We start from the raw sequence: 26,515 nt of genomic DNA on the forward strand, positions 1-26,515 counted from the left end.
TAGCCCTGCTGAGTGTGATGACGAGAGAAGGAAAGCAGCATGTTAACTGATGACAAACCGCTACACAGCGATATCAAAATCGGCGTTGGCCATATCGTCGCGTTTAAAGAGGGTTGGATGTTGCCCGGTGGCAAGTTTACCACCGACCGCACTGTCGCCATTCGTGCCGCCAAAGGTCTGCACCGTTTCTTGGTTAGAAGATAAGGAAATCAACATGAGCCAACACATCGAAATCCCCGCATTCTTGCTTGAAATGTCTCAGCAAATGCACCAACAAGATAATCGCATTACTGCGGAGCCAATCTGGCAAGTGCGCTGCAAGCGCTACTTAGTGACCCAAGAAGGCTACAACGATCATCACTGGGAGATTTTTTACGGTGAAGACGGCGATTATTCAACGCTCTATCGCTCTGATGATGGCGATAAAAGCAACCTTGCTGAATGGTTGCTAGAGCATGATGCCGAATGGTGCAAAACGTGGTTATTCGAGAGCGACAAGATCGAATCTTATCACGATGAAATCGAATCATTTGCCGACGTATTCACTCAAGCGTTTATCGAAGATTTTGATGTTGATTCAGATCATTACGATTTGCCATCAAGCCTCACCAAACTTCACTTTCAAGAAATTGAAGAGGTCATTAAATCCTGCCTCACCGAAGCCGATGCGAATTGGTTTATCAGGCGTAAACAGCATGATTACCCACATCTATACACCTATGTCGCGTCAATGTATTTGTGCCCTCAAATGATTGAGTTACGTAACTGGATCCTGTCACTGACTAAGGCAGAGGTGGCGGCATGAATCAACAACTCACCCCAAAGCAAATTGCGGCAAGGGCGTACTACCAAGCGCATAAGGAAAGTATCAAAGCGCAGAAACGCGCTAAATACGCACCTAAAGCGCGAAAGCTAAAAGTGATGAAAGTCGCCAACTCATCTACCACACCGCCATCAATAGTTGCACCTAAAACACAAGCAGTACGATTTCAGCAGGAAAAGGAACCTGTAATTCAGTCTGTGAGGATATCGGCTGAAGATAAGGTTCGCTTGGATAAACGCCGCCGCATCGAGAATATCAAACTAGCTAAAGAGTTGGGCTTAAGCATTGAGGATTTTGAATGATGAACCACTTACTCCCAGGCTTTGAATCACAAGAGCGCGTTGCGTTATTGCTATCGCTTACCCGCATTAGTTCGCCCGAGGTGATTGCGGCGTTAACGCTGCATTACACCAGCGCCCTACCCGCCGAACGCGCGGCGGCTCGCCACGGTATTGAACTGTCGAACTTTATGCGCGGGCAAAAGAAGTTAGAGCAAATCGCCGCCACGGTCGAGGCCATTAAAGCCATCGACTGGGCCAAGCTGCAATCGGCTCATTTGCAATCAAGCCCTTTGCAACCGAAGCAGGTGGCCTAAATGACTCAATCAGCGGCGTTTCGCCATCTGTTAAATCATTACCGCAGCCATAAATTAAGCCTGTTACTCAAGGCCACAACGGGCGATAGCATCAAAATCGCGCTGGCACTGGGCGCGTTAGATTGCCTGTACTGGCAAGCATTGGGCAACGGCTTAACCAACTTAGCCAAGGGCATTAGCCGCACCATAGTGTATTCGTACCGATATCACCCAATGCGCCTGCCCTGCCATCCGCCAGTCAGCCAAACCAACGCCAACCAAAACAAGGAGGCGGCATGAATACGTTCAGCACTAAAGCGGGCGTGGTCACGCTATCTAAGCCCTACTTCACCTTGATGTGCGATCAGCAACAAATCGAAGTGAAGTACACCCCCAACAACTATCACGGCTGGGGCATTTGTAAGTCTTTTAACGCCATCGAGTGCAGCGATTTCGGCCAAGCCGACGCCGAAGTATTCGCACTCAACGCAGAATCAAAACTCAGGATAAAAGGAGAAGCAGCATGAAGTCGATACAAGCAGCAACTGTAGAACGTGAAGAAGGTTATTGGACCCATCCCGATTTGCCCGAGTGGGATGAAGGTGTGACCCGTGTGGAGTGTGAAGCATGGGCGGCACGCCAAGGCGGCGAGTTTGTGGCGATTTGGTTTGAACTCGATGCGCCTGAAGATCAGATCGAGCGCTACTTTGATGAGGGCGATAACGATATCAGCGATTGGCAACCCGTTTGCGACAAGGCCGGCTCATTCCTGCTGAGTATTCACGACACCGAAGATGGCCCCGTCGCACTGTTCTTCGCACCGAAGGATAAGGAAGCGGCATGAAGCTTCAACAGGTGTTATCCGTGTTGGTAAACCATAACTATGTGAAGGAGTTTAGACCATGAGCCAGCTATTAACTGATGCTGAACTTGAAGTATTGAGTGGATTAAAGCGCCCAGGTGCGCAAGTAAAATGGTTACGTGATCAGGGCATAAACTGCTTTATACGTGCCGATGGTAAACCTTCTGTCACTTGGGATTTTGTGAATAATCCTCGGGGTATGTTGGTTCATCACAAATCAAGCGAGCCCAACTTTGGAGCACTAAGCAATGCGTAAACGTAAACCTGAGGATGCTTGGTTACCACCTTCAGTCTACATTCATCGCCGTGCTGGAAAGCCAATTTGTTATGTGATTAAGCGTCCTAACTCGACTAAGGTGCTGTGCAAAATCACGGCGAGTAAAGCCGAGGTATGGACTGCATACGAAAAGGCAGTTGCTGAGTTTAGCCTTGAGTACACGGTTAACCGTTTAGCGATGGAGTATTTGGATAGTGCAAACTTTAAAGAGCTTGCCCCCAGAACCCAGCGAGATCGGGACCGTGAACTTAATGTGTTCAGTAAAGTGTTTGGCAGTATGTTACCGGACCGAATTGAGCCACATCATATTAGGCGCTATATGGATCTAAGGGGGCAATCAAGTAAGACCCAAGCAAACCATGAACTCGCGGCAGCTAGCGTGATGTTTGCTTGGGGTTATGAGCGTGGACGCTGTAAAAGCAACCCCGCAAAAGGGGTTAAAAAGTTTAAGGTAAAGGCTCGCGATAGATATATTACTGATGCGGAGTTCAACGCTCTGCTTTCATGTGCAGAGATAAGGTTAAAAATTGCCTGTGAAATAAGTTACCTATGTGCAGCAAGGCAAGGTGATGTTTTGCAATTAACTTGGTCGCAGGTCAATGAAGATGGCTTGTTTATCCAACAGGGTAAAACAGGGAAAAAGCAAATCAAAGCTTGGTCGCCTCGACTGCGAAAAGCGATTGCCGAAGCAAGAACTCTGCATTCAGGCATTGCCAGTATTTATGTCATTAATAAACATCCCAGCGGGAAATTAACACAAGATGGATTGCGCAGTGCTTGGAAGCGAGCGATGGCAAAAATGGAAATGGATTATCCGCAGATTGAACGCACTTTTACGTTCCATGATATTAAGGCTAAAGGTGTATCAGACTTTGAGGGAACACTGTCAGAGAAGCAACAATACTCGGGCCATAAAACCTTGGCACAAGTGAACACCTACGACAGGAAAGTGGAAATAGTACCGACAATTGGTAGCGTTAAAAAATGACTACTTATTCAATCCGAGTAAAATCATTTTCTACGTTTTATTCTACGCAAAATAAAACGGCTCGCATATTTCTATGCAAGCCGTTGTTTTATTTGGCAGGGGTGGCAGGACTCGAACCCGCAACCATCGGTTTTGGAGACCGCTGTTCTACCAATTGGAACTACACCCCTGTTGACGTGGGGCATTATGCTAAAAGCACTTCCAAAGGTAAAGTACTTTTTATGACAAAACTCATTAACTGAAGGTTTTTCAAACAAGTTAGACGATTACTGTTGAATTAATTACCACTGAGATTAAAAAGCCACCGCATATCGGGCACGATGTTTTAACGAATGCATTATCTAGAGAATTAGCCGCCCTAATGTCCTAGCTAGAATCACTGCAGTAAATTCGACAGATATGGTTGTTTCGACAAGTTTTGGACCACTTAATGGCAAAAGCCACACATTTATCGAAAAAAGATCTGAGTTCGATTTATAAAATCGGCGTTTTATAGTATAAGCATCGTCAATTTCATACACTGCTCGACGGAACCAAGATGTCTGACAAATTTTTCTTCAAAGGTCGTAAAACGCCTAAGCCAAAGCATGAGAGCTTTGGTTACAACACTAAGCGTGCCGCTAAACCGGGTACAGAAGCTTTCCCTCTGCAATTAATCGTTGCAGATGAAGCGCGTAAACTCGAAGTTGCCGCGATTGTTGCCGAACACCAGCTGTTCGCCAATATCGAAGTCAATGCTGATGTTGCTGAAGATATCCTTGAGTTAGAAGGTTTATTGAATAAACCTAAGACCACAACGTTCGAGAAGAAACCGAATCGTAACGAGCCTTGCGCTTGTGGTAGCGGTCAAAAATTCAAGAAGTGCTGCGGCAAGTAAACGCTTTAATCAGCGTTATGAGTAATAGAATAGATAGGGACTTTTGCCGTGACGTTTTTGTACGTCGGGAATAGCCCCTTTTCTCTCCCCAATTCTAGTTTCTGCCCAAAGCTAATCTTCCAGCTTCGAGATAAAAATCCGCTGCAAATCGTTATTCCACAGCTGAATAATTTTGCGGGTCTTTTCTTTATTCCAAAAACATTTGCCAAATAAAATCAATCCCGCCCCTTCTAGGCAGCGTTTATCTTCTATTTCAAATTGCGCCAATAATGGCTGTTTTATCCCATCGATAGGAATGCCGATATCTTTACTGTCAGCGGGATTAAGCCAGCTCATGGTCGGGTCTGTATGGGATATTGTGCCCCAATACATGTGGGGTTTGTTATCAAGCGGGTCGGCATCGGCAAAGTTGACGAACAGGTTCTTCGCCCGCCAACGGTATTTGCGCTCACTGTCTGTATATACCCAGAGATCAGATTTCGCCAGATCTGTACCGCGCAATAAACTGTGCAGTAACTTTTCGAGCCCTTGGCTTGGCACCCGTTTCTCGGTTGTGCGTGCCGCAGTGTTAACTTGATAGTCTGTTTTCGACTCTTGCACTTGACCGTCCGCTGACGATGCAACAGGTACTGGTGACGACTCAGATATAGAAGACGACTTAGACGTCGGCGCGGTCTTACTTGCGGATGACGCAGTGGATGCTTTATTTGCGGAAGAATAGCGGCGAGGCTTGCGGCTGAAATCGATCATCAATGCATCGGCGTCCACCAGCTGTTGCTGAACTTCGATAGCATCTTGTTCCTCGCGGGATTTTTGCGCCGAGGGTTTAAATTCAATGCAATCAGCTTGGTGATAACGCGAGCCGAAACAGGCGGCTTTGCCATCCTTGGAAGCTTTACGGAAATACGCTTTTCCGCCGCACGCAGGGCAAATTAACCATTGTCGTAAGCGCTCGATATCTTCATCGGGTAATTGCTGAAACTTAAAAACACTGTAAGTGGTTCTCGCTGTTAAATGATCCTCTGTTTCGAGTTCACAAATGGCATCTAACATAGCGTTCTCCTTTATTTTTACCTGTTAGCAGATGCTCACAAAATCACTAAACCCAGGCATTCACCCCAAGGGGGATCATCGCTAACAGGATCAACATGCCCAGCACGCGGTATATCAAACCTAAGGTACTGGTGCCCTGCGAGCTCATATCCGAGTGTAATAGTCTGCTGTTTTCCTTTGCGGCATCTTGGTTATTGCGCTTCATTCAACCTCCTTGAAATATTTCGCCAAAGGCACCACTAGACTCAAAGGGATTAACGGCGCGGCTTTTGGATCAGTCGATACACGATAAAAAGGCGTCAGCAGAGTGATTAACGCATTGAAACACTTGAGCGCCGCCAAGGCATCGGCAGCGGCATAATCGATTTGCGCGCCAGATAAAGGCACATGCTGCCAATTCGATAGGGTGATTTTTTTCGGCTTATCAATACGGGTACCCAGCAGAGTCGCCACCAATTGGCGCGTCCCCATCTCCTTATCAGCCCCCAGTTGCGCCAATGCCCAGTTTAAATCCAACTTTGAAGCGACATTGATGCCCCACTGCCGCTTGAGGGCATGCGCATCACTGCGTAATCCGACGCCGACTTTGAGTATATTTTCATCTTCTAATACGGTTTTTAACTGGGTGAATTGCTCACCTAAAATGGCATGCTGAAATAGATAACAAGCGTCAGCTGTCGCTATTTGGATAAGGCTCAGGGGATATTGTACGCCGCGCTCAAAACTCGCACGGGTTTCAGTATCAAAACCTAAGACTGGCTCAGCCTGTAATCGTGCGACAACTGCATCAAACTCCGATGGCTGAACCACTTCAATGTAAACCTGTTGCAATTCAAAAACTGCGAGTGCCGCCATGTCAGCATCATCGATACGAGTCGCTAAGGCAATCCGCTGCTGCAACCACAAATACGCCAACTGACGCTGCGCTTGCCGCTGAGTCTTAGCATTTGTATTGAGGGGCGTATCAGTCTCGGCCGCCACCTCACCTTCTAACGGCTCTCCCTCTAACGCCTCGGTCGATGCATTGAGCTTATCGAGATAAGCTGTGCCCGCAGCATCCATTGCCGCAATCAAGCCGTTGGCATCTTTACCCAATTCTTTGCGTAACCAAGCCAACTTACTCGGGGAGATACAGTATTTCATTAACTTCATCGTCGCCCTTCCTTGTTGAGTTAATCCTCGATTTTCGATGCGCACTCCTCACTCGCCACGCAGTTTTTGTATCCCTGTCATCACAGCAAGTGCGACTGCGCCAGCAACAACGCCAAATAGGCCGTTGAGCACACTTGGCGTCAGCACGGCAAGCACAGGTCCGACAAAACTCATCGCCGCGACGGCTTGCTCAGCATGCTGGATTTGCTCGCCAATCATGTGTAAGCCATGGGTTAAAATCCCGCCGCCCACCATAAACATGGCCGCAGTGCCGATAATGGTTAAACTTTTCATCAGCACAGGTGCGGCGCTTAATAAGCCAAAACCCAGTTTACGGTTCATTTGCGTTAAGGCCGACTCACCTTCACGCTGACTCAAGTACAAACCCGCATCATCCATTTTCACAATCGCCGCCACTAAACCATACACACCAATGGTCATGATGATCCCGATAACGGATAAGGTGAAAAACTGCGTCGACAGGGATTTGTCCGCCACTATGCCTAAGGTAATCGCGATAATCTCCGCCGATAACACAAAATCGGTACGAATCGCACCTTTGACTTTTTCGGCCTCGTAAGCGGCTAAATTTTTGATGTCTGGTAGCTCACGTTCCTCTTGCGTTTCGCTGTGTGGCTGGCCTTTTCTGTGGCTATAGCTGTGATGCAGTTTTTCAAACCCTTCGTAACATAAAAACAGACCACCAAACATCAATAACGGCGTTACCGCCCAAGGAATAAAGGCGCTGATTAACAGAGCAGCAGGCACTAAAATGCATTTATTACGAAACGATCCCTTAGCTACCGCCCAAACGACAGGTAATTCACGCTCGGCACTCACGCCTGTGACTTGCTGGGCATTGAGGGCTAAATCATCCCCCAGTACACCCGCGGTTTTCTTTGCCGCCACTTTACTCATTACCGCTACGTCATCCAAAATCGATGCGATATCGTCAAGTAAGGTTAATAAACTTGCGCCAGCCATGCTAAATCCCTCTACAAATCATCTATAAACCATTCTGCTTTTGCCATAGTAGCTTAGTTAGATTAGTGACGTATAGCGAAATGCTTTCCAACTTAACTACTTCAGTTGCTTAGGTTATTGGGGCCGCTGACTGATATTGACCAGCCTGCAATCTAGATCACAGCTAAGGCGGAATTGCGCCACATTATTTATCGGAAAAGAGTATACTAAGCGCAGAATTTTTTACTCATTTGCCGTTACAGGATGTCAACATGACTCAAGATGAAATGAAAAAAGCTGCCGGTTGGGCCGCGCTCAAGTACGTTGAAAAAGACAGCATTGTTGGTGTTGGTACGGGTTCGACTGTGAATCACTTTATTGATGCACTGGCAACCATGAAAGCCGATATCGAAGGCGCCGTCTCTAGCTCTGAGGCATCAACTCAGAAAATGAAAGCGCTGGGTATTCCCGTTTATGACTTAAACAGCGTTGATCGTTTATCTGTCTATGTGGACGGTGCCGATGAAATCAACGACCGTATGGATATGATCAAAGGCGGCGGCGCGGCGTTAACTCGTGAGAAAATTGTCGCGGCTGTGGCTGAAAAGTTTATCTGTATCGTTGATAACACTAAGCAAGTCGACATACTAGGTGAATTCCCACTGCCAGTTGAAGTCATTCCAATGGCGCGCTCTTATGTGGCACGTCAGTTAGTTAAGCTAGGCGGCGATCCTGTGTACCGCGAAGGCGTTGTGACCGATAACGGCAACGTGATCCTCGATGTGTACAATCTTAAGATCCTTAATCCAAAGGAATTGGAAAGTCAGATCAATGAGATCGTCGGTGTCGTCACTAACGGTCTGTTCGCTAAACGCGGCGCAGATGTGTTGTTAGTCGGTACACCTGATGGCGTAAAAACCTTTACCGCCAAATAAGTTAAGCATTAAAGCTACATCACAGTCACAAGGCTGCAGATGTAAAAACACGGTAAAATACGCAATAAAAATGCCAGCCACTTTTTCAAAGGGCTGGCATTTTTTATGGTTTTTTAGGGTTCAATGTTATCTGACTCAGCCATCTATTCTCTGACTAAACGGCCTATTCTCTAACTAAACCCACATCGCAGACAACTTATATCAAGCGCTTGGCTTAAGCTCTGGCGGCTCTTGCCGCTCTTACCAAGCTCTGGCGACTAAGCCTTTTAAGTAGAATCCTTCTGGGAAGGCGCTACCGATAGGGTGATCGCTAGCTTGGCTTAAGCGTTCGATAAACTGGATTTCGCGTTTTGCGTCCAGCGCTGCATCGGCCACGATTTTTTGGAACAGATCCGCAGGCATTAATCCCGAGCAAGAGAAAGTCAATAACACCCCGCCCGGATTCAACAACTGCAATGCAATCATGTTGATGTCTTTATAACCACGGCATGCCCCGTTTAACTGTGCCTTGTTATCGGCAAATTTAGGCGGGTCGAGCACGATAACATCGAAGGTTTTGCCTTCATCACGGTATAGACGCAGCAACTTGAACACATCGGCTTCGTTGTAATGCACATTGTCATCACTCAAACCGTTTACTTGCATGTTCTGACGCGCCGTCGCTAATGCTAAAGAAGACACATCGACGTTTTCTATGCTGGCCGCGCCCGCTTTTGCGGCGTACAAACCAAAGGTGCCTGTGTAGCAGAAACAGTTCAATACCGATTTATCTTTCACGAAACGGGCGGCAATGGCGCGGTTATCACGTTGATCGAGATAGAAACCTGTCTTATGACCTTTAATCACATCGACGGCGATCTTGATGCCATTTTCTTCGATAATCACCGGCATTTCAGGCAGAGTGCCGTGCAGTAAACCGGTAACAGGCAGCAGACCTTCTTTCTTACGGGAATCCACATCGGAACGCTCATAAATAGCGCAATCAGGATATTGCTCAGCCAATAGCTCGACTAAGGTATCGCGCCATAAATCAGCCCCCGTGCTCAGTAACTGGCACACCAACACATTGGCATATCTGTCGATGGTGATCCCAGGTAAACCATCGGACTCTGCGGCCACTAAACGATAGCCTGTTAAGCCTTGCTCACGAATTAAATCATTACGGCCAATTTGCGCCCGCTGTAAACGTCTGGCAAAAAACTCGCGATCAATTTCTTCTTCGCGATCGAAAGTCCAAATGCGTACTTGGATTTGCGACTCAGGCGACCAAGCACCACGACCTAACCAATGACCATCATGAGCGACCACATCGACTGTCTCACCCGCTTCAGGTTTTCCCTTAATGTTATGAATAGCATTGGAAAATACCCAAGGATGGCGACGCTCGAGCGACTTCTCGCGGCCGGGTTTAAGTTTGATTCTGATAGCCATAGTTGCCTTATAAATAGTGCCGCCACTAAAAAAGGGCTGCTGTCTAAAAAATGGGAAACGGATGATATACCCAATGTCACCTGAGTGCGAGTACCGAACGCGCCGCAGCGCTTATTTGCCATCATCCACGGGTTGCCGATCATACCTTATTTTGCGCCACTAAACCTGCGCAAGAAACGCCATTTTTTCCATAAATTGGGCAATTTCTCTGCTCTCTCGATCGCGCTGATCTCGATTTTCACAACATCATTTTAACTTAAGTTGAAAGATATTGGTCTGAGTGCGGGTCTCATTAACGCAACAGGAAAAAGCTCTGCGCATTCGAAAGGCTCGTTTAGCCCGCGCACAAGATATTCAAACGAATCGCTCGATAACAACTAGGCTTACTCCTGTGTTTATTAGTCAATGCTTTATAAGTCGTCGATTTACAGCAGTCGTTATCAAAGCAACCAAATTAAGATTACTCATTAGCAGTCACACTCAAAAGGATTAGAACCATGAATAAGAAAACACAAACTGCACTGACGGGCGCCGCATTAGCGATGGCAATGGCAAGCATGGCGGGTTACGCCAATGCCGCCGAACCTATGGCTGGCGCTGACAGTACCGATCTCGTACATTGTTATGGTGTGAATGCCTGTAAAGGCCATAACGATTGCAAAACCGCCGATAACGCCTGTGCTGGACACGCCAGCTGCAAAGGCAGTGGTTTTGTGGCTATGCCATCAAAAAGCTGTGGTGATGTCGGCGGTAAAGTCGCAGATGACTGGGTGGGTAAAATTGCTAACGCCGAATTGGTTCACTGCTATGGCGTTAACACCTGCAAAGGCCATAACGATTGTAAAACTGCTGACAACGCCTGTGCGGGCCACGCCAGCTGTAAAGGCAGTGGTTTTGTCGCAGCACCTGCAAAATCCTGCGGTGATATCGGCGGCAAAGCAGGCGCTTAAACGCCAATATGCTGATTAAAAATCGTGACCAGCTTGTGCTGGTCACGTTTATCGCCCTGTTTACCACACATTCAGCAGAAAACTTAAGGATAAGGAGTCAATGTGGCGCAAGATGTCATCACGCAAGCACCATTAGGTTTTGGCTTAGGTTTGAGGACACAGCATTTTGATGCCGTGCTCAATACTGAGCCCGATATCGATTGGTTTGAAGTGCTCTCGGAAAACTACATGGTCGCCGGCGGCAAACCCCGCTATTACCTCAAGGAAATTGGCGAGCGTTATCCCTTAGTCATGCACGGTGTTTCCCTGTCGATTGGCAGTACCGATCCGCTCAATATGGATTACCTTAAAGCCTTAAAGCAGCTCGCCAACGATGTGCAGCCCCAATGGATTTCCGATCATATCTGCTGGACCTCAATTCACGGGGTGAACAGCCATGATCTCCTGCCACTGCCCTATACCGAAGAAACAGTTATGCATGTGGCGCAGCGGATTAAAACCGTCCAAGATTTTTTAGGCCGCCGCATTCTGATGGAGAACGTTTCTAGCTACTTGTCCTATCAAGATTCCAGCATGGACGAATGGGAATTCGTTAATGCCGTTGCCGAGGCGGCAGACTGTTTAATCTTGTTAGATATCAATAATATTTACGTCAGTGCCCGCAATCATAATTTCAATCCGTTGGACTACTTGAATAAAATCAATCCCAAACGGGTGCAGCAATTCCACCTCGCCGGACACAGCGACTATGGCGACTATGTGATAGACACGCACGACCATGATGTACCGAGCAGCGTGTGGGACCTCTACCGCGCTGCACTGAAACGTTTTGGCGGCATCAGCACTATGATAGAACGCGACGCCAATATCCCCGAGTTTTCCGCCCTCGAAGCCGAACTCACGATTGCCAGAAATATCGCCCGCGATACCTTAGGTAAGGCGCATCCACTCAACGCCGCCAAAGGTAGAAAGAACATGCATGAAGGAAAGGTTACCGCATGAGCCAACTTCAGCAGCTGCAATACGCATTTATGGATTATCTGCTGGCGAGCGCGGCGGTAGATACGCCGTCAACCCTTGAGCAAACCACGCAAACCTTCAAAGATAAGATTGCTGAGCAAGGCGGCATTAATGCTGATATTCGGATGCAGATCTATGCCAATGCCTATCGCATTCGTTTAACCGAAACCCTCGAAACCGACCACGAAATGCTGGGCATCTATCTGGGTGATGAACTCTTTGAGCGTATGGCCAAAGGTTATATTGCCAGTCAGCCATCGGCGTTTACCTCTCTGCGCAGTTTTGCCGATGCCCTGCCCGACTACTTAACCCAAGATGCGTTTTTCAGTCAGTATCCGATCATTGCCGATATTGCTCGCTTCGAGCGGCGTTTATTGAATGCCTTCGATGCTTTTGATACCGAGCGCGCCACTTTTGCCCGCCTGCAAGCACTGCCTGCCGAGCAATGGCCGGGTTGCCAACTGCGTTTTCACCCCAGCGTGCAGCTATTCCAATGCAACAGTAATGCGGTTGAAACTTGGCAAGCATTAAAACTGCAAGCATCACCGCCAAGTCCCGATTATCAAGGCAAACGAGCTTGGTTACTTTGGCGCGGCGAAAGCCGATTAACTGAGTTTATTTCCCTATCCGAATATCAACTCGCCCTGCTGCTGGGATTTATTGGCGGTGCCACCTTTGCCGAACAATGCGAAATGATGTTGACATTTTTTAGCGACGCGCAGGCGCCGATGCAAGTGCTGCAGGCACTGCAAGCTTGGTTTCAAATGGGGCTTATCCGCGATATAGCCTAATGCGCAAATCGGTTTAGAGATTGAGTGTTAGCCAGATTTAAAGTGAGTTTACTTGAGTGAGTTTAAGTTGTTTTATTTGGCTTGATTTAGCGAGCTCAACTGAATGAGTCATTAACTCCGCAGCGCCAACTCAACAATGACTGGCGCATGGTCAGTGCTGTAGGCATCGCGTTCATATTCGGGTCTGACTAAATGCCTGTCGCAGGTTTGATAATCTACCACTTGGGCTAAACTACGGCCATGGCTCGCATCAAACTCGCTCGAAAGCAAAATATAATCCAGCACAGAACCTTTAGGGCCATAGTAATGGGTCGCCGCTCTGTGCTCCCTATGATAAGCGGTATTGCTCGTCAAACTGTCCTGCTGATTGGCCTTGATAAATAGGTTGGCCTCGATAAATAATTCATAGGCATCCTTAAGTTGATATTGAGCAAACACCGCCGCTAACGCCGCATCCGATAAATGCCCAAGGCCCGCAGCTTTTATGTCATTACTGTGGATACTCTCGCCCTGTATTGTTAGCGCATCTAAGGCGCCCATTGTCAGGCTGTCATTAAAGTCCCCCATCACAATGACGGGATATTTAGATGCTTGTCTGCGTACTAATATGCCATTGAATAATAACGCAGCTTCCGCGCCGCGCTGCATGGTTGATGCCCAACGGCCTAAAGCTTGCTCTGTGAGTAATTGGGTTTCTGAATGCAGTTTCATGCTCGCTGCGGGCGCCGAGTTATCTAAAGCAAGTGGCTGATCTTCAAATCGCTTAGGTTCAAGTGGCTGATGTTCAATTAGCTTAGGCTCGAGCGCTAATCCAGCGCGTTTCGACTTAAAGTGCACCACATAAAAATCACACTTACCAATGTGCGGCACCTCAATGGTTGCGCGCAGCACCTTACGGCTAAAAGCAAATTCACTCGATAATCCCATCGCCGCCACTAAGCGCGCATCAGGTTCGACACTGCTGATTTCCACTATGGGATAACGGGAGGCAAGCGCGACCACTGGGCTACGATAAATGTAATCACTGATAAGAGTTGGCGCATCAATGACAGCAAAATGCACTAGCCCTTGCTCGCTGGCGATTCGTTTGAGCGGTTCAGGACTAAACACTTCTTGAAATCCGACAATATCGGGCTGACGATGGGCGAGAAACTCACTCAGCCATTGGCACTTTTTCTGCCACTGGCCATGGCTATAGATGTTTTCAAAGTCGTAGTAAGCCAAAGGCGGCTCAATAAAGTTAAACAGATTGATACTGGCGATCTTGATATTAGCGACTCTCATCTGGGCGATGTCATTATGCTCAACAGCCGCAGCCATTGAGTCCAACTCATCAACATCAATATTGTGTGCCACAGCGTAACACCTCCAAATCTGAATACGGCGACCAGTCTGAACCTGTCTGAATGATCACTTTGACTCACAGGTACAGACACTACAAGGGTATACCCGATGCGCATCAATGCCAAATAATCCATTTGAGATAAGGTGTTAGCCAAACTCAATCGACGCATCAATATCCGATCCCCGATACATCAATACCCAATGCCCGATATCCGATACCACTAAAAGACACCTCATAAAGGCAATACCACAGCCAACGCCCATAAAACAAACAAATCAACAACAAGCCACTGCACATAAATTCATCAAGCAGTCCAATAACCATACACAGACCTAAGTAGCACCATAATGTTAACATTTAATTAAAATCTAAATTTAAACAAAAACATAGGTAACGACTTGTGCGGTTGACTTTAACTTTTGGCCCATTAGAATGATGGCGACTTTTAATCATTGCGGAGACCCACTGTGGGCACACACATAAGCGACAGTAGATGCCCTGTCCAAAAGACAGGATTTAACGCCTAGCACTAGCCCGCAATATTTTGCTGCTACCTGCTAAGCAGGGTAGTAGTGTGAACCATTCTTCACTCCGCCTCCCCCAAAATATCAATCACAAACCATAAAGCCTGAGCCTATGGCCGCGCTTTCGCCATTCCAGCATATTCGCTGGGGTTCAGTTATGTGTATTTTTTGCATCTCAAAGCAAGTTTTTGCCTCAGTACCCTCCGTTTACCCGATGGATTAACACCTAAGGGTTTACACCTGAGGAGCCTTAACATGGCTTACATAAACAACGCAGCAATTTTGCGGTCTTTATCCTGTGCAAGTTTCAGCTTGTGCTACAGCATGAGTGCGGCAGCATCCCATCTTGAAGTGGATGATCCCGCCCTCGCAGAACACTGCGAATTAGAACTCGGCTGGCAACAACCTAGGTCGGATCATGCGCGCCCACAATTTAACGCAACCACGACTTGCAGCCGCAATCAATGGGAATGGCATTTAGGATTAGCGTCCAATGCCAATGACGATAATCGTGAGGAGCAGGCTGAAGTCAGTATCAAGCTACCGCTCAACTTAAGCTCTTACTCAGATTCAGGTTCGGATTCAGATCGGCAGCAGGATGATTGGCACAGCGCAGTGGTGATCAACTTACAGAAAAACCTCGATACCAATAACGGATTTGCCACCGAAGCCTTCGGCATTATGGGCAAAACCTTAGGCGACTCCGATGTCAGCCTGTATGCCAACTTAGGTTTCACCCATGAGTTTAATCAATCGACCCAATTACTTGTGGGTATCGCGGCGGCGTATGAACTCAGTAGTCACCATCGCCTGATAGCCGAGCTTTATCAAAAAGAGTTGAGTGAGGCGGCCTATCAGTTCGCCTATCAACACACGCCGCAACGGCAGCTACAGCTGGAATTGAGCTTAGGCAATGCCCTTCGTGGCAACGCGCTGCAACTTGGCGCAGACATCACCTTTTACTTTGGTCACTAGATCGTTGAGAGAATGAACTATGAACATGAATAACAGCACAAACAACACTAAAAAAATCATCCATAACCTGCAAATGATTATCGAACAACGCAGTGCCAGCGCTATGGCTGAATTAGCCGAAAAGCGCCACCCTGCCGATATTGCAGCGGTATTTAACGTCTTTAATCAAGAGCAACAAGTCCTATTGTTGCAACTGGCCTCACCTAAGGTGTGCGCCAATCTGTTCCGCTACCTGACCGACGAATTGCAGGCGAGCTTAGTTCAGCAGCTAAACAAAACCACGCTTTCTGCGCTGCTAGTACACATGGCGGCCGATGAACGTGCCGACCTTTACAATCTGCTCGATGAAACCCAGCAAGCGGCCATTTTACCTGCGCTCGCATTAGCCAAACGGGAAGATATGCGCACCCTCGCCGCCTATGACAAGGCGAAGGTCGGCGCGGTCATGACCTCAGATTACACCTTGCTCAATAGCCGCCATACAGCGGCAGAAGCCATTGATACCCTACGCACTGAGGCCGCCGATAAGGAAACCATTTATCAAACCTATGTGGTGGACATGTTAGGTCGCTTGATTGGTACTGTGTCTTTAAGACAGCTATTGCTGGCGCAGCCGCACGAGCGAGTGGTCGATTTTATGAAGCCCGATCCCGTCGCGCTCGATGCGAATGCCTTTCGTGAAGAAGCGGTGCAGATGATCGCCCATTACGACTTGATGGCACTGCCTGTAGTCAATGGCAAAGGCCAGCTTGTCGGTATCGTCACCTATGATGATGCTATGGATATTGCCAGCTCACAGGCGGATCTTGAGTTCACGAAAACAGCGGCCATCGGCAATATTGACCATAACCTTAAGACAGCCAGCATAGGCTTACTCTACCGCAAGCGCGTGGTTTGGCTGGTGATTTTGGTGTTTGGCAATATCTTCTCAGGAGCCGGTATCGCCTTCTTCGAAGACACAATTGCCAGTTATGTTTCCTTGGTATTCTTCCTACCGCTACTGATCGATAGCGGCGGTAATGCGGGATCACAATCGTCGACCTTAATGGTACGCGGGTTAGCCACGGGAGAAGTGGTACTCAAGGACTGGCTATCTATGTTGGGCCGTGAGTTATTTGTCGCCGGATTATTAGGTGCCAGCATGGCGGCGGCCGTATCACTGCTCGGCTTCTGGCGTGGCGGCCCTGAAATCGCGCTGGTTGTCGCGCTCACTATGCAAATAGTGGTGATTATTGGTAGCTTGATTGGTATGTCACTGCCTTTCTTACTGAGCAAGTTAAAGATGGATCCTGCGGCGGCAAGTGCGCCACTGATCACCTCCATCGCCGACATCATAGGCGTGCTTATATATTTCAGCATTGCCACTATGGTACTCGACTTACCTATGCCATAAAGCATGCCATAGAGCCTGACATAGCGCTAATCAATAGCCGAAAACCTCAAAGTGAACCAGCTACTTGGCCCAGATTTAGCCTTAGCTTGGTTCACTTTTCACTCAAAAATAAGGTTAATTTGCGCCAACGCATAAAAGCGACAATAACCTCAAAAAAATTAAGAATAAAGCCAAAGGATCAGTTAATATTTCAACACCTGAATAGTTTTACTTCTTATTAACATTGCAGTATTTACCGCTGAGTCTAGTCACTGTAAGTCGATAAGCAATAGCCATAGTCCTTGCGACGCTAGAGGTCTTTTTATGTGGTTTAATTCCCAGCTCAAAGCTGAAAATAAGGCGCTTAAAGAGCGGCTTATCCAACTAGAACAACAACGCCAAAATGAAATCGATGAACTGCGTGGCATGATCCGTGAAAATGAGACTATGCAGCAGCAATCGCGGCAAAATGCGGATCACTACACTGAGGTGATAGCCTGCCAAAACCAAGGTGGAGAAATGCTCAATGCGGTGCGCGAAGGTTTAGCCAATAGCGCCGAATTACTTACATCCGAACAGGATTCACTGTCAGAACTTGATAAGATTTTTGATCAAACCCGCATCGCCGTGGCAAGTTTAGGCACACGGGCGACTTATATTAATGAGCAAGCGTCGAGCAGCATGAAAGCCGTTACTGAGCTAGATGCGACGACCTCTTCAATCAACCAGTTTGTTGCCGCAATTCAAGGTATCTCAGAACAGACGAACTTGCTGGCATTGAATGCCGCCATTGAAGCCGCCCGCGCAGGTGAAGCAGGACGCGGTTTTGCAGTAGTTGCCGATGAAGTGCGCCAACTTGCCAGTAAAGCCCACGAAGCCAGTAGCCACATTGAAAAACTCGTGAAACAAATCGTCATTCAAGCAGCTGAAATTAAAGAAATTGTCCATAACAATCAAAGCAGCGCTATCGATGTTGCCAGCTCTTCTACCCAAATCGGCCAAGTGGTTGAAGATGTACTGCATCGCTCAAAGCAAATGCAGCAGGTTATCCATAACGCTGCTACCGCGTCATTCTTAAATACCACTAAGCTCGACCACGCTGTCTGGAAAAGCAGCGTTTATCAATTAATTGAAAAACCACAGCATAACCACAGTGTGAACTCGCACACTGAGTGCCGTCTCGGACAATGGTATTTCAAAGGTTTTGGTGCTGAGAATTATCAGCATTTGAGTAACTTCAAAGCCTTAGATGCACCACATAAAGCGGTGCACGAAGCGGGTAAAGCCGCGCTCAATGCCAGGCAAAAAGGTAATCTGCCTGAAATGGTTAAACAACTGCACTCAATGGAAGACGCCAGTATGCGTGTTGTCCACTGCATTGATAATCTGATGCGTGATGTTTATCGAGCCTGATGTTTATCGAACAGGCTTAGGTCAGCATTGATAAAAATACCCACCTAAGAGCGCCATACTCGCGCTCTTTTTTATCGTTCAAAACGGTATATTAAATTTACTCTTAGAAAATGAACCCCTAGCTATACTTGATTTGAACACAGCGTTCATCTTTAATCGTTTCAAGAGCAAGCAGTGAGACTCAATTATAACATTCTAATTTTTAGGGTTATTAATGAAACTAGTCACAAGCTTTTTGCTATCACTTATCTTCTGCGGCGCTTTTCCCCTGCGCGCACAGCCGCTAAACATCTATACAGAAGAATGGTCACCGATCAGTTTCTCTATCGATGGCAAACCTGCTGGTTTAGCGGTGCAAGTCGTAGAAGAAATTCAAAAACGCATCAATAACCCAGATCCAATTAAAGTTGTACCTTGGGCTCGCGGCTGGAAAATGCTGACCGAGCAGCCCAATACTGTGTTGTTCACTATGACGCGCACCGCAGAAAGGGAGCAAATGTTTACTATGATAGGACCCGTTGCTGTCGGCACGACCAATTTTTATGCCTTAAAAAATAGCGGCATAAAAATTACCTCGATAGAAGATGCTAAAACGGCGAAGGCAATTGGTGTCTATCGTGCCTCAGTGGAGGAGCGCTTGCTTACCGAACACGGCTTTACCAATGTCGCCGCCTCATCAACTCCCTTGTTGAGTGCGAAACAATTGATGAAGCACCGCATCGACATTTGGTGTAATGCTAATCTTACCGCGCCAAGTATTTTATCGGATGCGGGCGCCAGTATTGATGATGTAGAGTCCCTCTTCACTATTAGCGCTAACCATCTGTATATTGCCTTCTCGCAAGGCACGCCCAATGAGGTGATCGAGCAGTGGAAAAGCGCCCTAGAAGCGATAAAAGCGGATGGTACTTTCGCAACGATTTACCATACTTGGCTCCCCAATGATGCGCCGCCCATGCAGACCGAACGTATCGGGCTAGGTCACTAAACCCATTGTTCTAGGTCTTAAGTGCTGAATGCTAAACTCTATGACTCTTCAGCAAGCACTTAGAAAGGACACTCGCAAAGCCAGTCGATACGCTCACCCGTAATAGGATGATTAAACGCTAAGCGGGTCGCATGTAGCATTAATCTGCTGTTACTCACTCTCTTAGTCATGTCTGGATCAGCTGCATCAGCTTTATCAGCCGTGCTCTCCCCCACGCCACCATAGAGATCGCATCCCAGAATCGAGTGGCCAAATTGCTGGCTGTGGATCCGCAGTTGATGGGTTCGGCCAGAGACAGGGGTAAATTCGACCCGCGTGGCAAAAGGGTCGGTTAACCGTTCCAGCACCCGATATTCGCTGATCGCAGGTTTACCTGTGCTGTGGCAAATCTTTTGTAGTGGGAAATGATCACTATCTTTAGCGATCGGCAAAATAATCACCCCGCTGTCAGCGGCGACATGCCCGTGCAGCAAGGCGGTATAACGCTTCTCGACTGTGCGCGCCTGAAACTGCTTGGTCAGCAAGCCATTCACGGTTTTATTTAGCGCCACCAGCATGATGCCCGAAGTGCCAAAATCAAGCCTGTGCAGCAAAGTGGCCGTCGGAAAATCCTGTACTAAGCGATAATGCACTGAATCGAGATTGAGCGGATTCTTCCCCGACAAACTCAATAATCCACTCGGCTTATCAATCAGCAGAATGTCGCTATCTTGATAAAGCACGCGTATTTGCCCGAGGCAAGGCGGCGCAATAAAAGTATCAACTTTGGCAGGGCTATCGGCAGGAGCAGACATAGTTTTCAGGCAACCTAAATGGGCAATAAAATGAGTGAAGTCATACTCAAAACAAACTGCACAACTCAATAAAACAGGCTAAATAAAATAGACCCAATAATTCGATAAAACAGACTCATTAACTTAGAAAAACAGACACGGGCCTAAATAATAAGGCCGCATAACCTAAGTTATGCGGCCCTCTAATTCACGGCATTAACGCTGTGGCTTATTTAGCCAGTACGCGTAAATGCAGTTCTTGTACTGACGTCACGTTAGTACGGTCATCAGCGGCATGGGCCATACAAGTGGCGAATGCAGCGTTCATGGTCGTCGTGTAGTTAACTTTGTAACGCAGTGCACCGCGGCGCAATTGACGAGAATCTTCAATCGCTTGGCGACCTTCGGTAGTGTTCACGATATAAGTGTATTCACCATTCTTGATGCGATCGAGAATGTGTGGACGACCTTCGTGTACCTTGTTCACTAGACGTGGGTTGATACCCGCTTCGCCAAGGATAATCGCAGTACCGTGAGTGGCATCGATTTGGTAACCGAGCTCGATTAACTTAGCCGCTAAATCGGCAACGCGTTTCTTATCGCTGTTACGCACAGACAATAATGCACGACCCGACTTAGGCACTTCAGAAGTGGCCCCTAACTGCGCCTTGGCATAGGCTTCGGCGAACGTATCACCCACGCCCATGACTTCACCGGTAGAGCGCATTTCTGGGCCTAACAGTGGGTCAACACCCGGGAACTTGTTAAAGGGCAACACCACTTCTTTCACTGAGTAGAAAGGTGGGATCACTTCTTTAGTGAAGTTTTGCGACGTTAAGCTTTGACCCGCCATCACGCGCGCGGCAATCTTAGCCAAAGGCACACCGGTCGCTTTAGACACGAATGGCACAGTACGGGCAGCACGTGGGTTAACTTCAATCATATAGATTTCGTTATCTTTCACGGCAAACTGTACGTTCATCAGGCCGACAACACCGAGTTCCATCGCCAACTTGCCGACTTGAACGCGCATGCGATCTTGGATTTCTTGGCTTAGCGTGTATGGCGGCAGCGAACAACCTGAGTCACCTGAGTGAACACCCGCTTGTTCGATATGCTCCATAATCGCGCCAATCACCACGATTTCACCGTCACATACTGCGTCGATATCCACTTCAATCGCATCATCTAAGAAACGATCGAGCAATACTGGCGATGCGTTCGATACGCTCACGGCTTCATTGAAGTAACGCAGCAAATCTTGCTTGTCGTAGACGATTTCCATCGCGCGGCCGCCCAGTACATAGGATGGACGCACAACTAACGGATAACCGATACGCTCGGCGGCAATCACAGCACCTTCAACCGTAGTCACGGTATCGTTTTCAGGCTGCTTCATCTCTAAGCGTTGAATCGCTTGCTGGAAACGCTCACGGTCTTCGGCGCGGTCGATGGCATCTGGGCTAGTACCAATGACAGGTACGCCAGCGGCTTCTAAGGCACGGGCCAATTTCAATGGCGTTTGACCACCGTACTGCACGATAACGCCTTTTGGCTTCTCGATGCGGACGATTTCTAATACGTCTTCCAGTGTGACTGGTTCGAAGTACAGACGGTCTGAAGTGTCGTAGTCGGTTGAAACGGTTTCAGGGTTACAGTTCACCATGATGGTTTCATAACCGTCTTCACGTAGCGCTAACGCCGCGTGTACACAGCAATAATCGAACTCGATACCTTGACCGATACGGTTTGGCCCGCCACCTAACACCATGATTTTGTCACGGGTCGATGGGTTAGCTTCACATTCTTCTTCGTACGTTGAGTACATGTAAGCTGTGTCTGTTGCAAACTCAGCCGCACAGGTATCCACACGCTTGTAGACTGGGTGCAGGTCAAACTTGTCACGCAGCTTACGCACTTCGGCTTCGTTCACGCCTAATACATCGGCCAGACGCGCATCAGCAAAACCTTTACGTTTCAGTTTACGCAGTAAGTCGATATCCAGACCCGCAAGCCCCGCGTCAGCAACAACACCTTCAAGCTGAACCAGCTCTTCGATTTGCACGAGGAACCAAGGGTCGATATTGGTCAGCTTAAAGATTTCATCTAAGCTCAAACCCGCACGCATCGCATCGGCTATGTACCAAATACGGTCGCAACCAGGCTCTTTCAGCTCAAGGCGAATACGCGCCATCGCCTCAGGCTTAGACATGTCAGTGATAGGGTCTAAACCGTTACGGTTAACTTCTAAACCACGTAAGGCTTTTTGCAGTGACTCTTGGAAAGTACGGCCAATCGCCATCACTTCACCCACAGATTTCATCTGTGTGGTTAAGCGATCATTGGCGCCAGCAAACTTTTCAAAGTTAAAGCGTGGCACTTTAGTCACAACGTAATCGATAGCAGGCTCGAATGACGCTGGCGTAAGACCGCCAGTGATGTCGTTCATCAGCTCATCAAGGGTGAAACCAACCGCTAACTTAGCGGCGATTTTCGCAATCGGGAAACCCGTTGCCTTTGATGCCAATGCTGAAGAGCGCGATACACGTGGGTTCATCTCGATGATAACCATACGGCCATCTTTCGGGTTGATACCAAACTGTACGTTCGAACCGCCTGTCTCAACACCAATCTCACGCAGTACGGCCATAGAGGCGTTACGCATGATTTGGTATTCTTTGTCTGTCAGGGTTTGTGCTGGCGCAACGGTAATAGAGTCGCCAGTATGTACACCCATAGGATCGAAGTTTTCGATGGCGCAGACGATAATGCAGTTATCGTTGCGGTCACGGACCACTTCCATCTCGTATTCTTTCCAACCGATCAGTGATTCGTCGATCAGCAGTTCACTCGTTGGCGATAACTCTAAGCCCTGTGAACAGATCTCTTCGAACTCTTCCTTGTTGTAGGCGATACCGCCGCCCGAGCCACCCATAGTAAAGGATGGACGGATAATACAAGGGAAACCCACTTGATCGAGTACGCCGTAAGCTTCTTCCATGTTGTGGGCAATGCCCGCACGTGGGCAGTCAAGACCGATACTTTTCATCGCTTTATCAAAGCGGCTACGGTCTTCAGCTTTATCGATGGCATCGGCGGTCGCGCCAATCATCTCGACGTTAAATTCTTTCAGTACGCCTTTAGCTTCGAGTTCTAATGCGCAGTTCAGTGCGGTTTGGCCACCCATGGTTGGCAGAATCGCATCTGGGCGTTCTTTAGCAATAATGTTACGGACCACTTCCCAGTGAATCGGCTCGATATAAGTAGCATCGGCCATTTCTGGGTCAGTCATAATGGTGGCAGGGTTAGAGTTCACCAGAATGACACGGTAGCCTTCTTCACGCAGCGCTTTACACGCCTGTGCGCCAGAATAGTCAAATTCACATGCCTGACCAATCACGATTGGGCCGGCGCCTAGGATAAGAATACTCTTTATATCTGTACGTTTTGGCATTGCTTCTCTCTTCTCCTAGCTAGCGTACTACTTGGCGTTCTGACGGTATTGTTCAATAAGCTCGATAAAGTGATCGAACAGCGGGGCGGCATCGTTCGGGCCTGGGCTCGCTTCAGGGTGACCTTGGAAGCTGAACGCAGGTTTGTCCGTAAGATGGATACCTTGCAGTGAACCATCAAACAGCGACTTATGCGTCACCTTAATGTTGGCGGGTAGCGTGCTTTCATCGGCAGCAAAACCGTGATTTTGGCTGGTGATCATCACGTTACCTTTCTCGATGTTGCTCACTGGGTGGTTTGCACCGTGGTGACCAAACTTCATCTTTAAGGTTTTTGCGCCTGAGGCCAGAGCCAACAACTGATGACCTAAACAGATACCGAAAATCGGTGTGTCGGTTTTCAGAATTTGTTGAATCGCTTCAATCGCGTAATCGCATGGTTCTGGATCGCCAGGGCCGTTCGACAGGAACACACCATCGGGATTCATCGCTAACACGTCGGCGGCAGAGGTTTTAGCTGGCACAACAGTGACGTCGCAGCCGCGGTCCACTAACATACGCAGAATGTTTTGCTTAACGCCGTAGTCGTAGGCTACTACTTTGTATTTAAGCTCATTTGCTGGCGTATCTGCAGGTAAACCGCCGACTAAACGCCAACTACCTTTGCGCCATGTGTAGGTTTTATCGGTTGTGACTTCTTTAGCGAGATCCATGCCTTTTAAACCGGGGAAGGCTTTGGCAGCGGCGAGCGCTTTTGCTTCGTCTAAGTCTGCACCAGCCATAATACAACCGGCTTGTGCACCTTTTTCACGGAGAATACGCGTTAACTTGCGGGTATCGATATCTGCTATGCCAACGACATTGTTCGCTTTGAGATAATCACTTAAGCTTTGTTGATTACGGAAACTACTTGCGATGAGCGGAAGATCACGAATGATAAGACCACAAGCGTGAACCCCATCGGATTCAACATCTTCATCATTGGTACCAGTGTTGCCTATGTGTGGGTAGGTTAATGTTACAATCTGGCGTGAGTAGGATGGATCAGTTAAAATTTCTTGGTAACCTGTCATGGAAGTGTTAAAAACAACTTCACCAACAGAGAGACCATCGGCACCAATTGCTGTGCCAGAGAATACAGTTCCATCTTCGAGTACGAGTAAGGCAGACTTTGTCAACGCGACCTCCATAAAGAGCCAAGCCACTGAAATATAATGTTTTTATGTTATGTTAAGATACCAATTTCCGCTAATTTACGAAATTTTGACAAATTCCAGCGAGTTTACAGGAAAAACGCGAAACCGTCCACCCATTGGTATCTGGGTGCAAAAAAAAACGCCATATCGGCGTTTTTAATATTAATGCAAACCTAAAACCTGCTGCATATCATACAAGCCCGGCTTTTGCTCCACGAGCCAGTGGGCGGCGCGCATAGCGCCGTTAGCAAAGGTCATACGGCTCGAGGCTTTATGGGTGATCTCTAAACGCTCACCGATATCGGCAAACATGGCCGTATGTTCACCGACTAAGTCACCGGCACGAATAGTCGCAAAACCTATGGTTTCACGATCGCGTTCACCAGTGATCCCCTCGCGGCCATACACGGCACATTTCTCAAGATCGCGACCTAAGGTCTTAGCAATCACTTCACCCATTTTCAGGGCTGTACCCGACGGCGCATCTTTTTTGTGTCTGTGGTGACCTTCGATAATTTCGATATCGGTGTAATCACCCATGACTTCGGCAGCCAGTTCGAGTAATTTCCACATCAGGTTGACACCCACTGACATATTCGGCGCCATCACGACCGGCGTTTGCTCGGCAAAAGCATTGATCTGTTCTTTTTGAGCATGATTGAAACCGGTTGTGCCGATCACCATGGCTTTCTTATGGCGCACACACCAATCTAAATGGACAATACTGGCGTCTGGCGCAGTGAAATCAATCAAGACATCAAAATCATCGGTCGCGTAATCCAGCGAATCCATGATCATGACCTTTAATTTACCCACACCAGCTAGCTCACCCGCATCCACGCCCACTAAACTAGAGCCAGCGCGCTCAATAGCGGCACCCAGCAATATATGGTCGTGATTGTAAGCCGCTTCAATAAGAGTGCGTCCCATACGACCACCGGCACCGACGATTGCCACTCTCACTTGTCCACTCATTTCAATCTCCTCAATCTTTCTTTGTCTTCCATAAGAAAACGCCTAAGACAGGCTTAGGCGTTTTATCAATATTAGATGATATCTAATAATTCAACTTCGAATACCAAAGTTGAATAAGGAGGAATTGATGCCCCCGCGCCGCGCTCACCGTAAGCTAAGTGATGTGGCACAAATAATTTCAACTTAGTGCCAACTGGCATCAGTTGCAGTGCTTCAGTCCAGCCAGCGATAACGCCAGATACTGGGAACTCAGCTGGTTGACCACGAACCACAGAGCTATCGAACACATCACCATTGATGAAAGAACCATGGTAGTGAGTACGCACTGTATCTTCGTAAGTTGGAGTAGCACCGTCACCTTGGACTAATACTTCGAACTGCAGACCAGAGTCAGTCACAGTCACGCCATCACGCTTAGCATTTTCCGCTAAGAAGGCATCGCCTTCAGCAGACGCAGCTGCAGCAGCTTGCTCTTGAGCAGCTTGAATACGACCGCTGATTTCAGTGAACGCAACTTGCAGATCTTGCATAGACACAGCACTTTCTAAACCGGCAAACGCATCGGCTAAACCCGCTTGAACGGCTGGAATATCCACACCATCAAAAGAATTGGCGGCCAGTTGCTCACCCATTTGACGGCCTACACCGTAGCTTGCTTGCTGTTCAACAGTACTGAATTTATCAGACATAATTAACGACTCTCAATTTATCAGTGGAATTTTGCGCGCCAGTTTACCATAGTTCCGCGACCTATGCTGATAAACTGACTGCTTATTTAACTAAGGCGGCTTTTTTACACACTTATT

The 26,515-nt window shown here is 47.8% G+C and carries 29 protein-coding genes and 1 tRNA gene; 18 read left to right on the forward strand and 12 right to left on the reverse strand.

The features are described from left to right. The first annotated feature begins 39 nt into the window (after nucleotides 1–39). Genes Q4Q50_RS16585 through Q4Q50_RS16625 form a run of 9 tightly spaced genes read left to right on the forward strand, consistent with a single transcriptional unit; the run spans nucleotide 40 to nucleotide 3,524 of the window. The gene (locus tag Q4Q50_RS16585) at nucleotides 40–204 is read left to right on the forward strand and encodes a hypothetical protein (protein WP_006083880.1); all 165 of its coding nucleotides are present in this window, start codon (nucleotides 40–42) and stop codon (nucleotides 202–204) included. A 10-nt stretch (nucleotides 205–214) separates the two neighbouring features. After that, the gene (locus Q4Q50_RS16590; RefSeq protein WP_311900296.1) at nucleotides 215–805 is read left to right on the forward strand and encodes an ead/Ea22-like family protein; all 591 of its coding nucleotides are present in this window, start codon (nucleotides 215–217) and stop codon (nucleotides 803–805) included. After that, the gene (locus Q4Q50_RS16595) at nucleotides 802–1,125 is read left to right on the forward strand and encodes a hypothetical protein (protein WP_311900297.1); all 324 of its coding nucleotides are present in this window, start codon (nucleotides 802–804) and stop codon (nucleotides 1,123–1,125) included. Before Q4Q50_RS16590 ends, Q4Q50_RS16595 begins: the two co-directional genes overlap by 4 nt. Then, entirely contained in the window at nucleotides 1,125–1,418 is a 294-nt protein-coding gene (locus Q4Q50_RS16600) for a hypothetical protein (RefSeq protein ID WP_311900298.1), read from the forward strand. Before Q4Q50_RS16595 ends, Q4Q50_RS16600 begins: the two co-directional genes overlap by 1 nt. Further along, nucleotides 1,419–1,697: a hypothetical protein gene (locus tag Q4Q50_RS16605; RefSeq protein ID WP_311900299.1), complete on the forward strand. Its 279-nt coding sequence runs from the start codon at nucleotides 1,419–1,421 to the stop codon at nucleotides 1,695–1,697. Beyond that, nucleotides 1,694–1,924: a hypothetical protein gene (locus Q4Q50_RS16610; RefSeq protein WP_011847800.1), complete on the forward strand. Its 231-nt coding sequence runs from the start codon at nucleotides 1,694–1,696 to the stop codon at nucleotides 1,922–1,924. The genes Q4Q50_RS16605 and Q4Q50_RS16610 overlap by 4 nt, the downstream gene beginning before the upstream one ends. Continuing rightward, nucleotides 1,921–2,241 (forward strand): hypothetical protein, encoded by a 321-nt coding sequence (locus Q4Q50_RS16615; protein ID WP_311900300.1) that lies wholly within the window; start codon nucleotides 1,921–1,923, stop codon nucleotides 2,239–2,241. The genes Q4Q50_RS16610 and Q4Q50_RS16615 overlap by 4 nt, the downstream gene beginning before the upstream one ends. Nucleotides 2,242–2,299: 58 nt before the next feature. After that, complete coding sequence (locus tag Q4Q50_RS16620; protein WP_006083887.1) at nucleotides 2,300–2,515, forward strand: DUF4224 domain-containing protein; 216 nt, start codon at nucleotides 2,300–2,302, stop codon at nucleotides 2,513–2,515. Then, entirely contained in the window at nucleotides 2,508–3,524 is a 1,017-nt protein-coding gene (locus Q4Q50_RS16625) for a tyrosine-type recombinase/integrase (protein WP_012089998.1), read from the forward strand. Before Q4Q50_RS16620 ends, Q4Q50_RS16625 begins: the two co-directional genes overlap by 8 nt. A 93-nt stretch (nucleotides 3,525–3,617) precedes the next feature. On the opposite strand, the gene Q4Q50_RS16630 is transcribed toward Q4Q50_RS16625, so the two are convergent. Next, nucleotides 3,618–3,694 (reverse strand) — tRNA-Trp (locus tag Q4Q50_RS16630). Between the two features lie 368 nt (nucleotides 3,695–4,062). Between Q4Q50_RS16630 and Q4Q50_RS16635 the strand changes: the two genes are divergently transcribed. Next, on the forward strand, nucleotides 4,063–4,401 hold the full coding sequence (locus tag Q4Q50_RS16635) for a PBPRA1643 family SWIM/SEC-C metal-binding motif protein (protein ID WP_106651392.1): 339 nt from the start codon (nucleotides 4,063–4,065) through the stop codon (nucleotides 4,399–4,401). A gap of 111 nt (nucleotides 4,402–4,512) precedes the next feature. Here Q4Q50_RS16635 and Q4Q50_RS16640 read toward each other — a convergent pair whose 3' ends face one another. The 4 genes from Q4Q50_RS16640 to Q4Q50_RS16655 are packed head-to-tail and all read right to left on the reverse strand — an operon-like array spanning nucleotide 4,513 to nucleotide 7,590. Continuing rightward, nucleotides 4,513–5,454, reverse strand: a complete 942-nt coding sequence (locus tag Q4Q50_RS16640; protein ID WP_311900302.1) for a hypothetical protein — start codon at nucleotides 5,452–5,454, stop codon at nucleotides 4,513–4,515. Nucleotides 5,455–5,500: 46 nt separating this feature from the next. After that, nucleotides 5,501–5,659, reverse strand: a complete 159-nt coding sequence (locus Q4Q50_RS16645) for a hypothetical protein (RefSeq protein WP_311900303.1) — start codon at nucleotides 5,657–5,659, stop codon at nucleotides 5,501–5,503. Beyond that, nucleotides 5,656–6,606, reverse strand: coding sequence for a 3'-5' exonuclease (locus tag Q4Q50_RS16650; protein ID WP_311900305.1), 951 nt, complete (start codon nucleotides 6,604–6,606; stop codon nucleotides 5,656–5,658). Before Q4Q50_RS16650 ends, Q4Q50_RS16645 begins: the two co-directional genes overlap by 4 nt. Nucleotides 6,607–6,654: 48 nt before the next feature. Further along, on the reverse strand, nucleotides 6,655–7,590 hold the full coding sequence (locus Q4Q50_RS16655) for a DUF808 domain-containing protein (RefSeq protein WP_311900306.1): 936 nt from the start codon (nucleotides 7,588–7,590) through the stop codon (nucleotides 6,655–6,657). 251 nt (nucleotides 7,591–7,841) lie between these two features. Between Q4Q50_RS16655 and rpiA the strand changes: the two genes are divergently transcribed. Next, on the forward strand, nucleotides 7,842–8,504 hold the full coding sequence (gene rpiA / locus Q4Q50_RS16660) for a ribose-5-phosphate isomerase RpiA (RefSeq protein ID WP_028761507.1): 663 nt from the start codon (nucleotides 7,842–7,844) through the stop codon (nucleotides 8,502–8,504). 240 nt (nucleotides 8,505–8,744) lie between these two features. On the opposite strand, the gene Q4Q50_RS16665 is transcribed toward rpiA, so the two are convergent. Next, nucleotides 8,745–9,935, reverse strand: coding sequence for a class I SAM-dependent rRNA methyltransferase (locus Q4Q50_RS16665; protein ID WP_006082773.1), 1,191 nt, complete (start codon nucleotides 9,933–9,935; stop codon nucleotides 8,745–8,747). Between the two features lie 497 nt (nucleotides 9,936–10,432). Here Q4Q50_RS16665 and bufA2 point away from each other — a divergent pair, with 497 nt between their 5' ends. The 3 genes from bufA2 to Q4Q50_RS16680 all read left to right on the forward strand — a co-directional run bounded on the left by bufA2 (nucleotide 10,433) and on the right by Q4Q50_RS16680 (nucleotide 12,696). Continuing rightward, complete coding sequence (gene bufA2, locus Q4Q50_RS16670; protein ID WP_006083895.1) at nucleotides 10,433–10,885, forward strand: BufA2 family periplasmic bufferin-type metallophore; 453 nt, start codon at nucleotides 10,433–10,435, stop codon at nucleotides 10,883–10,885. A 102-nt stretch (nucleotides 10,886–10,987) separates the two neighbouring features. Further along, the gene (gene bufB, locus Q4Q50_RS16675) at nucleotides 10,988–11,887 is read left to right on the forward strand and encodes an MNIO family bufferin maturase (RefSeq protein WP_311900308.1); all 900 of its coding nucleotides are present in this window, start codon (nucleotides 10,988–10,990) and stop codon (nucleotides 11,885–11,887) included. Then, entirely contained in the window at nucleotides 11,884–12,696 is an 813-nt protein-coding gene (locus tag Q4Q50_RS16680) for an HvfC/BufC family peptide modification chaperone (protein WP_311900309.1), read from the forward strand. The genes bufB and Q4Q50_RS16680 overlap by 4 nt, the downstream gene beginning before the upstream one ends. Before the next feature lie 111 nt (nucleotides 12,697–12,807). On the opposite strand, the gene Q4Q50_RS16685 is transcribed toward Q4Q50_RS16680, so the two are convergent. Beyond that, complete coding sequence (locus tag Q4Q50_RS16685; protein WP_311900310.1) at nucleotides 12,808–14,052, reverse strand: endonuclease/exonuclease/phosphatase family protein; 1,245 nt, start codon at nucleotides 14,050–14,052, stop codon at nucleotides 12,808–12,810. A gap of 768 nt (nucleotides 14,053–14,820) precedes the next feature. Between Q4Q50_RS16685 and Q4Q50_RS16690 the strand changes: the two genes are divergently transcribed. The 4 genes from Q4Q50_RS16690 to Q4Q50_RS16705 all read left to right on the forward strand — a co-directional run bounded on the left by Q4Q50_RS16690 (nucleotide 14,821) and on the right by Q4Q50_RS16705 (nucleotide 19,313). Next, a complete protein-coding gene (locus Q4Q50_RS16690; protein ID WP_311900312.1) occupies nucleotides 14,821–15,540 on the forward strand; it encodes a hypothetical protein in 720 nt (239 codons plus the stop codon). Nucleotides 15,541–15,559: 19 nt separating this feature from the next. Beyond that, complete coding sequence (mgtE, locus tag Q4Q50_RS16695) at nucleotides 15,560–16,933, forward strand: magnesium transporter (protein WP_311900313.1); 1,374 nt, start codon at nucleotides 15,560–15,562, stop codon at nucleotides 16,931–16,933. Nucleotides 16,934–17,236: 303 nt separating this feature from the next. Next, nucleotides 17,237–18,325: a methyl-accepting chemotaxis protein gene (locus Q4Q50_RS16700; protein ID WP_011847555.1), complete on the forward strand. Its 1,089-nt coding sequence runs from the start codon at nucleotides 17,237–17,239 to the stop codon at nucleotides 18,323–18,325. Between the two features lie 214 nt (nucleotides 18,326–18,539). After that, on the forward strand, nucleotides 18,540–19,313 hold the full coding sequence (locus Q4Q50_RS16705; protein ID WP_311900314.1) for a substrate-binding periplasmic protein: 774 nt from the start codon (nucleotides 18,540–18,542) through the stop codon (nucleotides 19,311–19,313). Nucleotides 19,314–19,372: 59 nt separating this feature from the next. Here the strand turns inward: Q4Q50_RS16705 and Q4Q50_RS16710 are convergent, their stop codons facing one another. From Q4Q50_RS16710 to bamJ, 5 genes are all read right to left on the reverse strand, one after another. Continuing rightward, nucleotides 19,373–20,107, reverse strand: a complete 735-nt coding sequence (locus tag Q4Q50_RS16710) for an RluA family pseudouridine synthase (RefSeq protein ID WP_311900315.1) — start codon at nucleotides 20,105–20,107, stop codon at nucleotides 19,373–19,375. Between the two features lie 208 nt (nucleotides 20,108–20,315). Further along, complete coding sequence (gene carB, locus Q4Q50_RS16715; protein WP_311900317.1) at nucleotides 20,316–23,540, reverse strand: carbamoyl-phosphate synthase large subunit; 3,225 nt, start codon at nucleotides 23,538–23,540, stop codon at nucleotides 20,316–20,318. Nucleotides 23,541–23,567: 27 nt separating this feature from the next. Beyond that, the gene (carA, locus tag Q4Q50_RS16720) at nucleotides 23,568–24,728 is read right to left on the reverse strand and encodes a glutamine-hydrolyzing carbamoyl-phosphate synthase small subunit (RefSeq protein WP_311900318.1); all 1,161 of its coding nucleotides are present in this window, start codon (nucleotides 24,726–24,728) and stop codon (nucleotides 23,568–23,570) included. Nucleotides 24,729–24,896: 168 nt separating this feature from the next. Continuing rightward, the gene (dapB, locus tag Q4Q50_RS16725; protein ID WP_006082785.1) at nucleotides 24,897–25,709 is read right to left on the reverse strand and encodes a 4-hydroxy-tetrahydrodipicolinate reductase; all 813 of its coding nucleotides are present in this window, start codon (nucleotides 25,707–25,709) and stop codon (nucleotides 24,897–24,899) included. Nucleotides 25,710–25,780: 71 nt separating this feature from the next. Continuing rightward, complete coding sequence (gene bamJ, locus Q4Q50_RS16730; RefSeq protein WP_006083907.1) at nucleotides 25,781–26,398, reverse strand: BamJ family beta-barrel-assembly machinery protein; 618 nt, start codon at nucleotides 26,396–26,398, stop codon at nucleotides 25,781–25,783. Nucleotides 26,399–26,515: the final 117 nt, after the last annotated feature.

This window comes from Shewanella scandinavica, from assembly GCF_031932065.1.
Lineage (GTDB): Bacteria > Pseudomonadota > Gammaproteobacteria > Enterobacterales > Shewanellaceae > Shewanella > Shewanella baltica.

Excerpts from the sequence above, each read along its gene's own strand:
- Q4Q50_RS16640 (WP_311900302.1), bottom strand. The coding sequence starts at position 5,454 with ATGTTAGATGCCATTTGTGAACTCGAAACAGAGGATCATTTAACAGCG.
- Q4Q50_RS16710 (WP_311900315.1), bottom strand. The coding sequence starts at position 20,107 with ATGTCTGCTCCTGCCGATAGCCCTGCCAAAGTTGATACTTTTATTGCG.
- rpiA (WP_028761507.1), top strand. The coding sequence starts at position 7,842 with ATGACTCAAGATGAAATGAAAAAAGCTGCCGGTTGGGCCGCGCTCAAG.
- Q4Q50_RS16635 (WP_106651392.1), top strand. The coding sequence starts at position 4,063 with ATGTCTGACAAATTTTTCTTCAAAGGTCGTAAAACGCCTAAGCCAAAG.
- Q4Q50_RS16625 (WP_012089998.1), top strand. The coding sequence starts at position 2,508 with ATGCGTAAACGTAAACCTGAGGATGCTTGGTTACCACCTTCAGTCTAC.
- Q4Q50_RS16705 (WP_311900314.1), top strand. The coding sequence starts at position 18,540 with ATGAAACTAGTCACAAGCTTTTTGCTATCACTTATCTTCTGCGGCGCT.
- Q4Q50_RS16700 (WP_011847555.1), top strand. The coding sequence starts at position 17,237 with ATGTGGTTTAATTCCCAGCTCAAAGCTGAAAATAAGGCGCTTAAAGAG.
- Q4Q50_RS16615 (WP_311900300.1), top strand. The coding sequence starts at position 1,921 with ATGAAGTCGATACAAGCAGCAACTGTAGAACGTGAAGAAGGTTATTGG.
- bufA2 (WP_006083895.1), top strand. The coding sequence starts at position 10,433 with ATGAATAAGAAAACACAAACTGCACTGACGGGCGCCGCATTAGCGATG.
- Q4Q50_RS16620 (WP_006083887.1), top strand. The coding sequence starts at position 2,300 with ATGAGCCAGCTATTAACTGATGCTGAACTTGAAGTATTGAGTGGATTA.
- Q4Q50_RS16590 (WP_311900296.1), top strand. The coding sequence starts at position 215 with ATGAGCCAACACATCGAAATCCCCGCATTCTTGCTTGAAATGTCTCAG.
- Q4Q50_RS16680 (WP_311900309.1), top strand. The coding sequence starts at position 11,884 with ATGAGCCAACTTCAGCAGCTGCAATACGCATTTATGGATTATCTGCTG.
- carA (WP_311900318.1), bottom strand. The coding sequence starts at position 24,728 with ATGGAGGTCGCGTTGACAAAGTCTGCCTTACTCGTACTCGAAGATGGA.
- Q4Q50_RS16650 (WP_311900305.1), bottom strand. The coding sequence starts at position 6,606 with ATGAAGTTAATGAAATACTGTATCTCCCCGAGTAAGTTGGCTTGGTTA.
- Q4Q50_RS16690 (WP_311900312.1), top strand. The coding sequence starts at position 14,821 with ATGGCTTACATAAACAACGCAGCAATTTTGCGGTCTTTATCCTGTGCA.
- Q4Q50_RS16585 (WP_006083880.1), top strand. The coding sequence starts at position 40 with ATGTTAACTGATGACAAACCGCTACACAGCGATATCAAAATCGGCGTT.
- Q4Q50_RS16645 (WP_311900303.1), bottom strand. The coding sequence starts at position 5,659 with ATGAAGCGCAATAACCAAGATGCCGCAAAGGAAAACAGCAGACTATTA.
- mgtE (WP_311900313.1), top strand. The coding sequence starts at position 15,560 with ATGAACATGAATAACAGCACAAACAACACTAAAAAAATCATCCATAAC.
- carB (WP_311900317.1), bottom strand. The coding sequence starts at position 23,540 with ATGCCAAAACGTACAGATATAAAGAGTATTCTTATCCTAGGCGCCGGC.
- Q4Q50_RS16665 (WP_006082773.1), bottom strand. The coding sequence starts at position 9,935 with ATGGCTATCAGAATCAAACTTAAACCCGGCCGCGAGAAGTCGCTCGAG.
- Q4Q50_RS16610 (WP_011847800.1), top strand. The coding sequence starts at position 1,694 with ATGAATACGTTCAGCACTAAAGCGGGCGTGGTCACGCTATCTAAGCCC.
- Q4Q50_RS16655 (WP_311900306.1), bottom strand. The coding sequence starts at position 7,590 with ATGGCTGGCGCAAGTTTATTAACCTTACTTGACGATATCGCATCGATT.
- Q4Q50_RS16605 (WP_311900299.1), top strand. The coding sequence starts at position 1,419 with ATGACTCAATCAGCGGCGTTTCGCCATCTGTTAAATCATTACCGCAGC.
- Q4Q50_RS16600 (WP_311900298.1), top strand. The coding sequence starts at position 1,125 with ATGAACCACTTACTCCCAGGCTTTGAATCACAAGAGCGCGTTGCGTTA.
- Q4Q50_RS16595 (WP_311900297.1), top strand. The coding sequence starts at position 802 with ATGAATCAACAACTCACCCCAAAGCAAATTGCGGCAAGGGCGTACTAC.
- bamJ (WP_006083907.1), bottom strand. The coding sequence starts at position 26,398 with ATGTCTGATAAATTCAGTACTGTTGAACAGCAAGCAAGCTACGGTGTA.
- dapB (WP_006082785.1), bottom strand. The coding sequence starts at position 25,709 with ATGAGTGGACAAGTGAGAGTGGCAATCGTCGGTGCCGGTGGTCGTATG.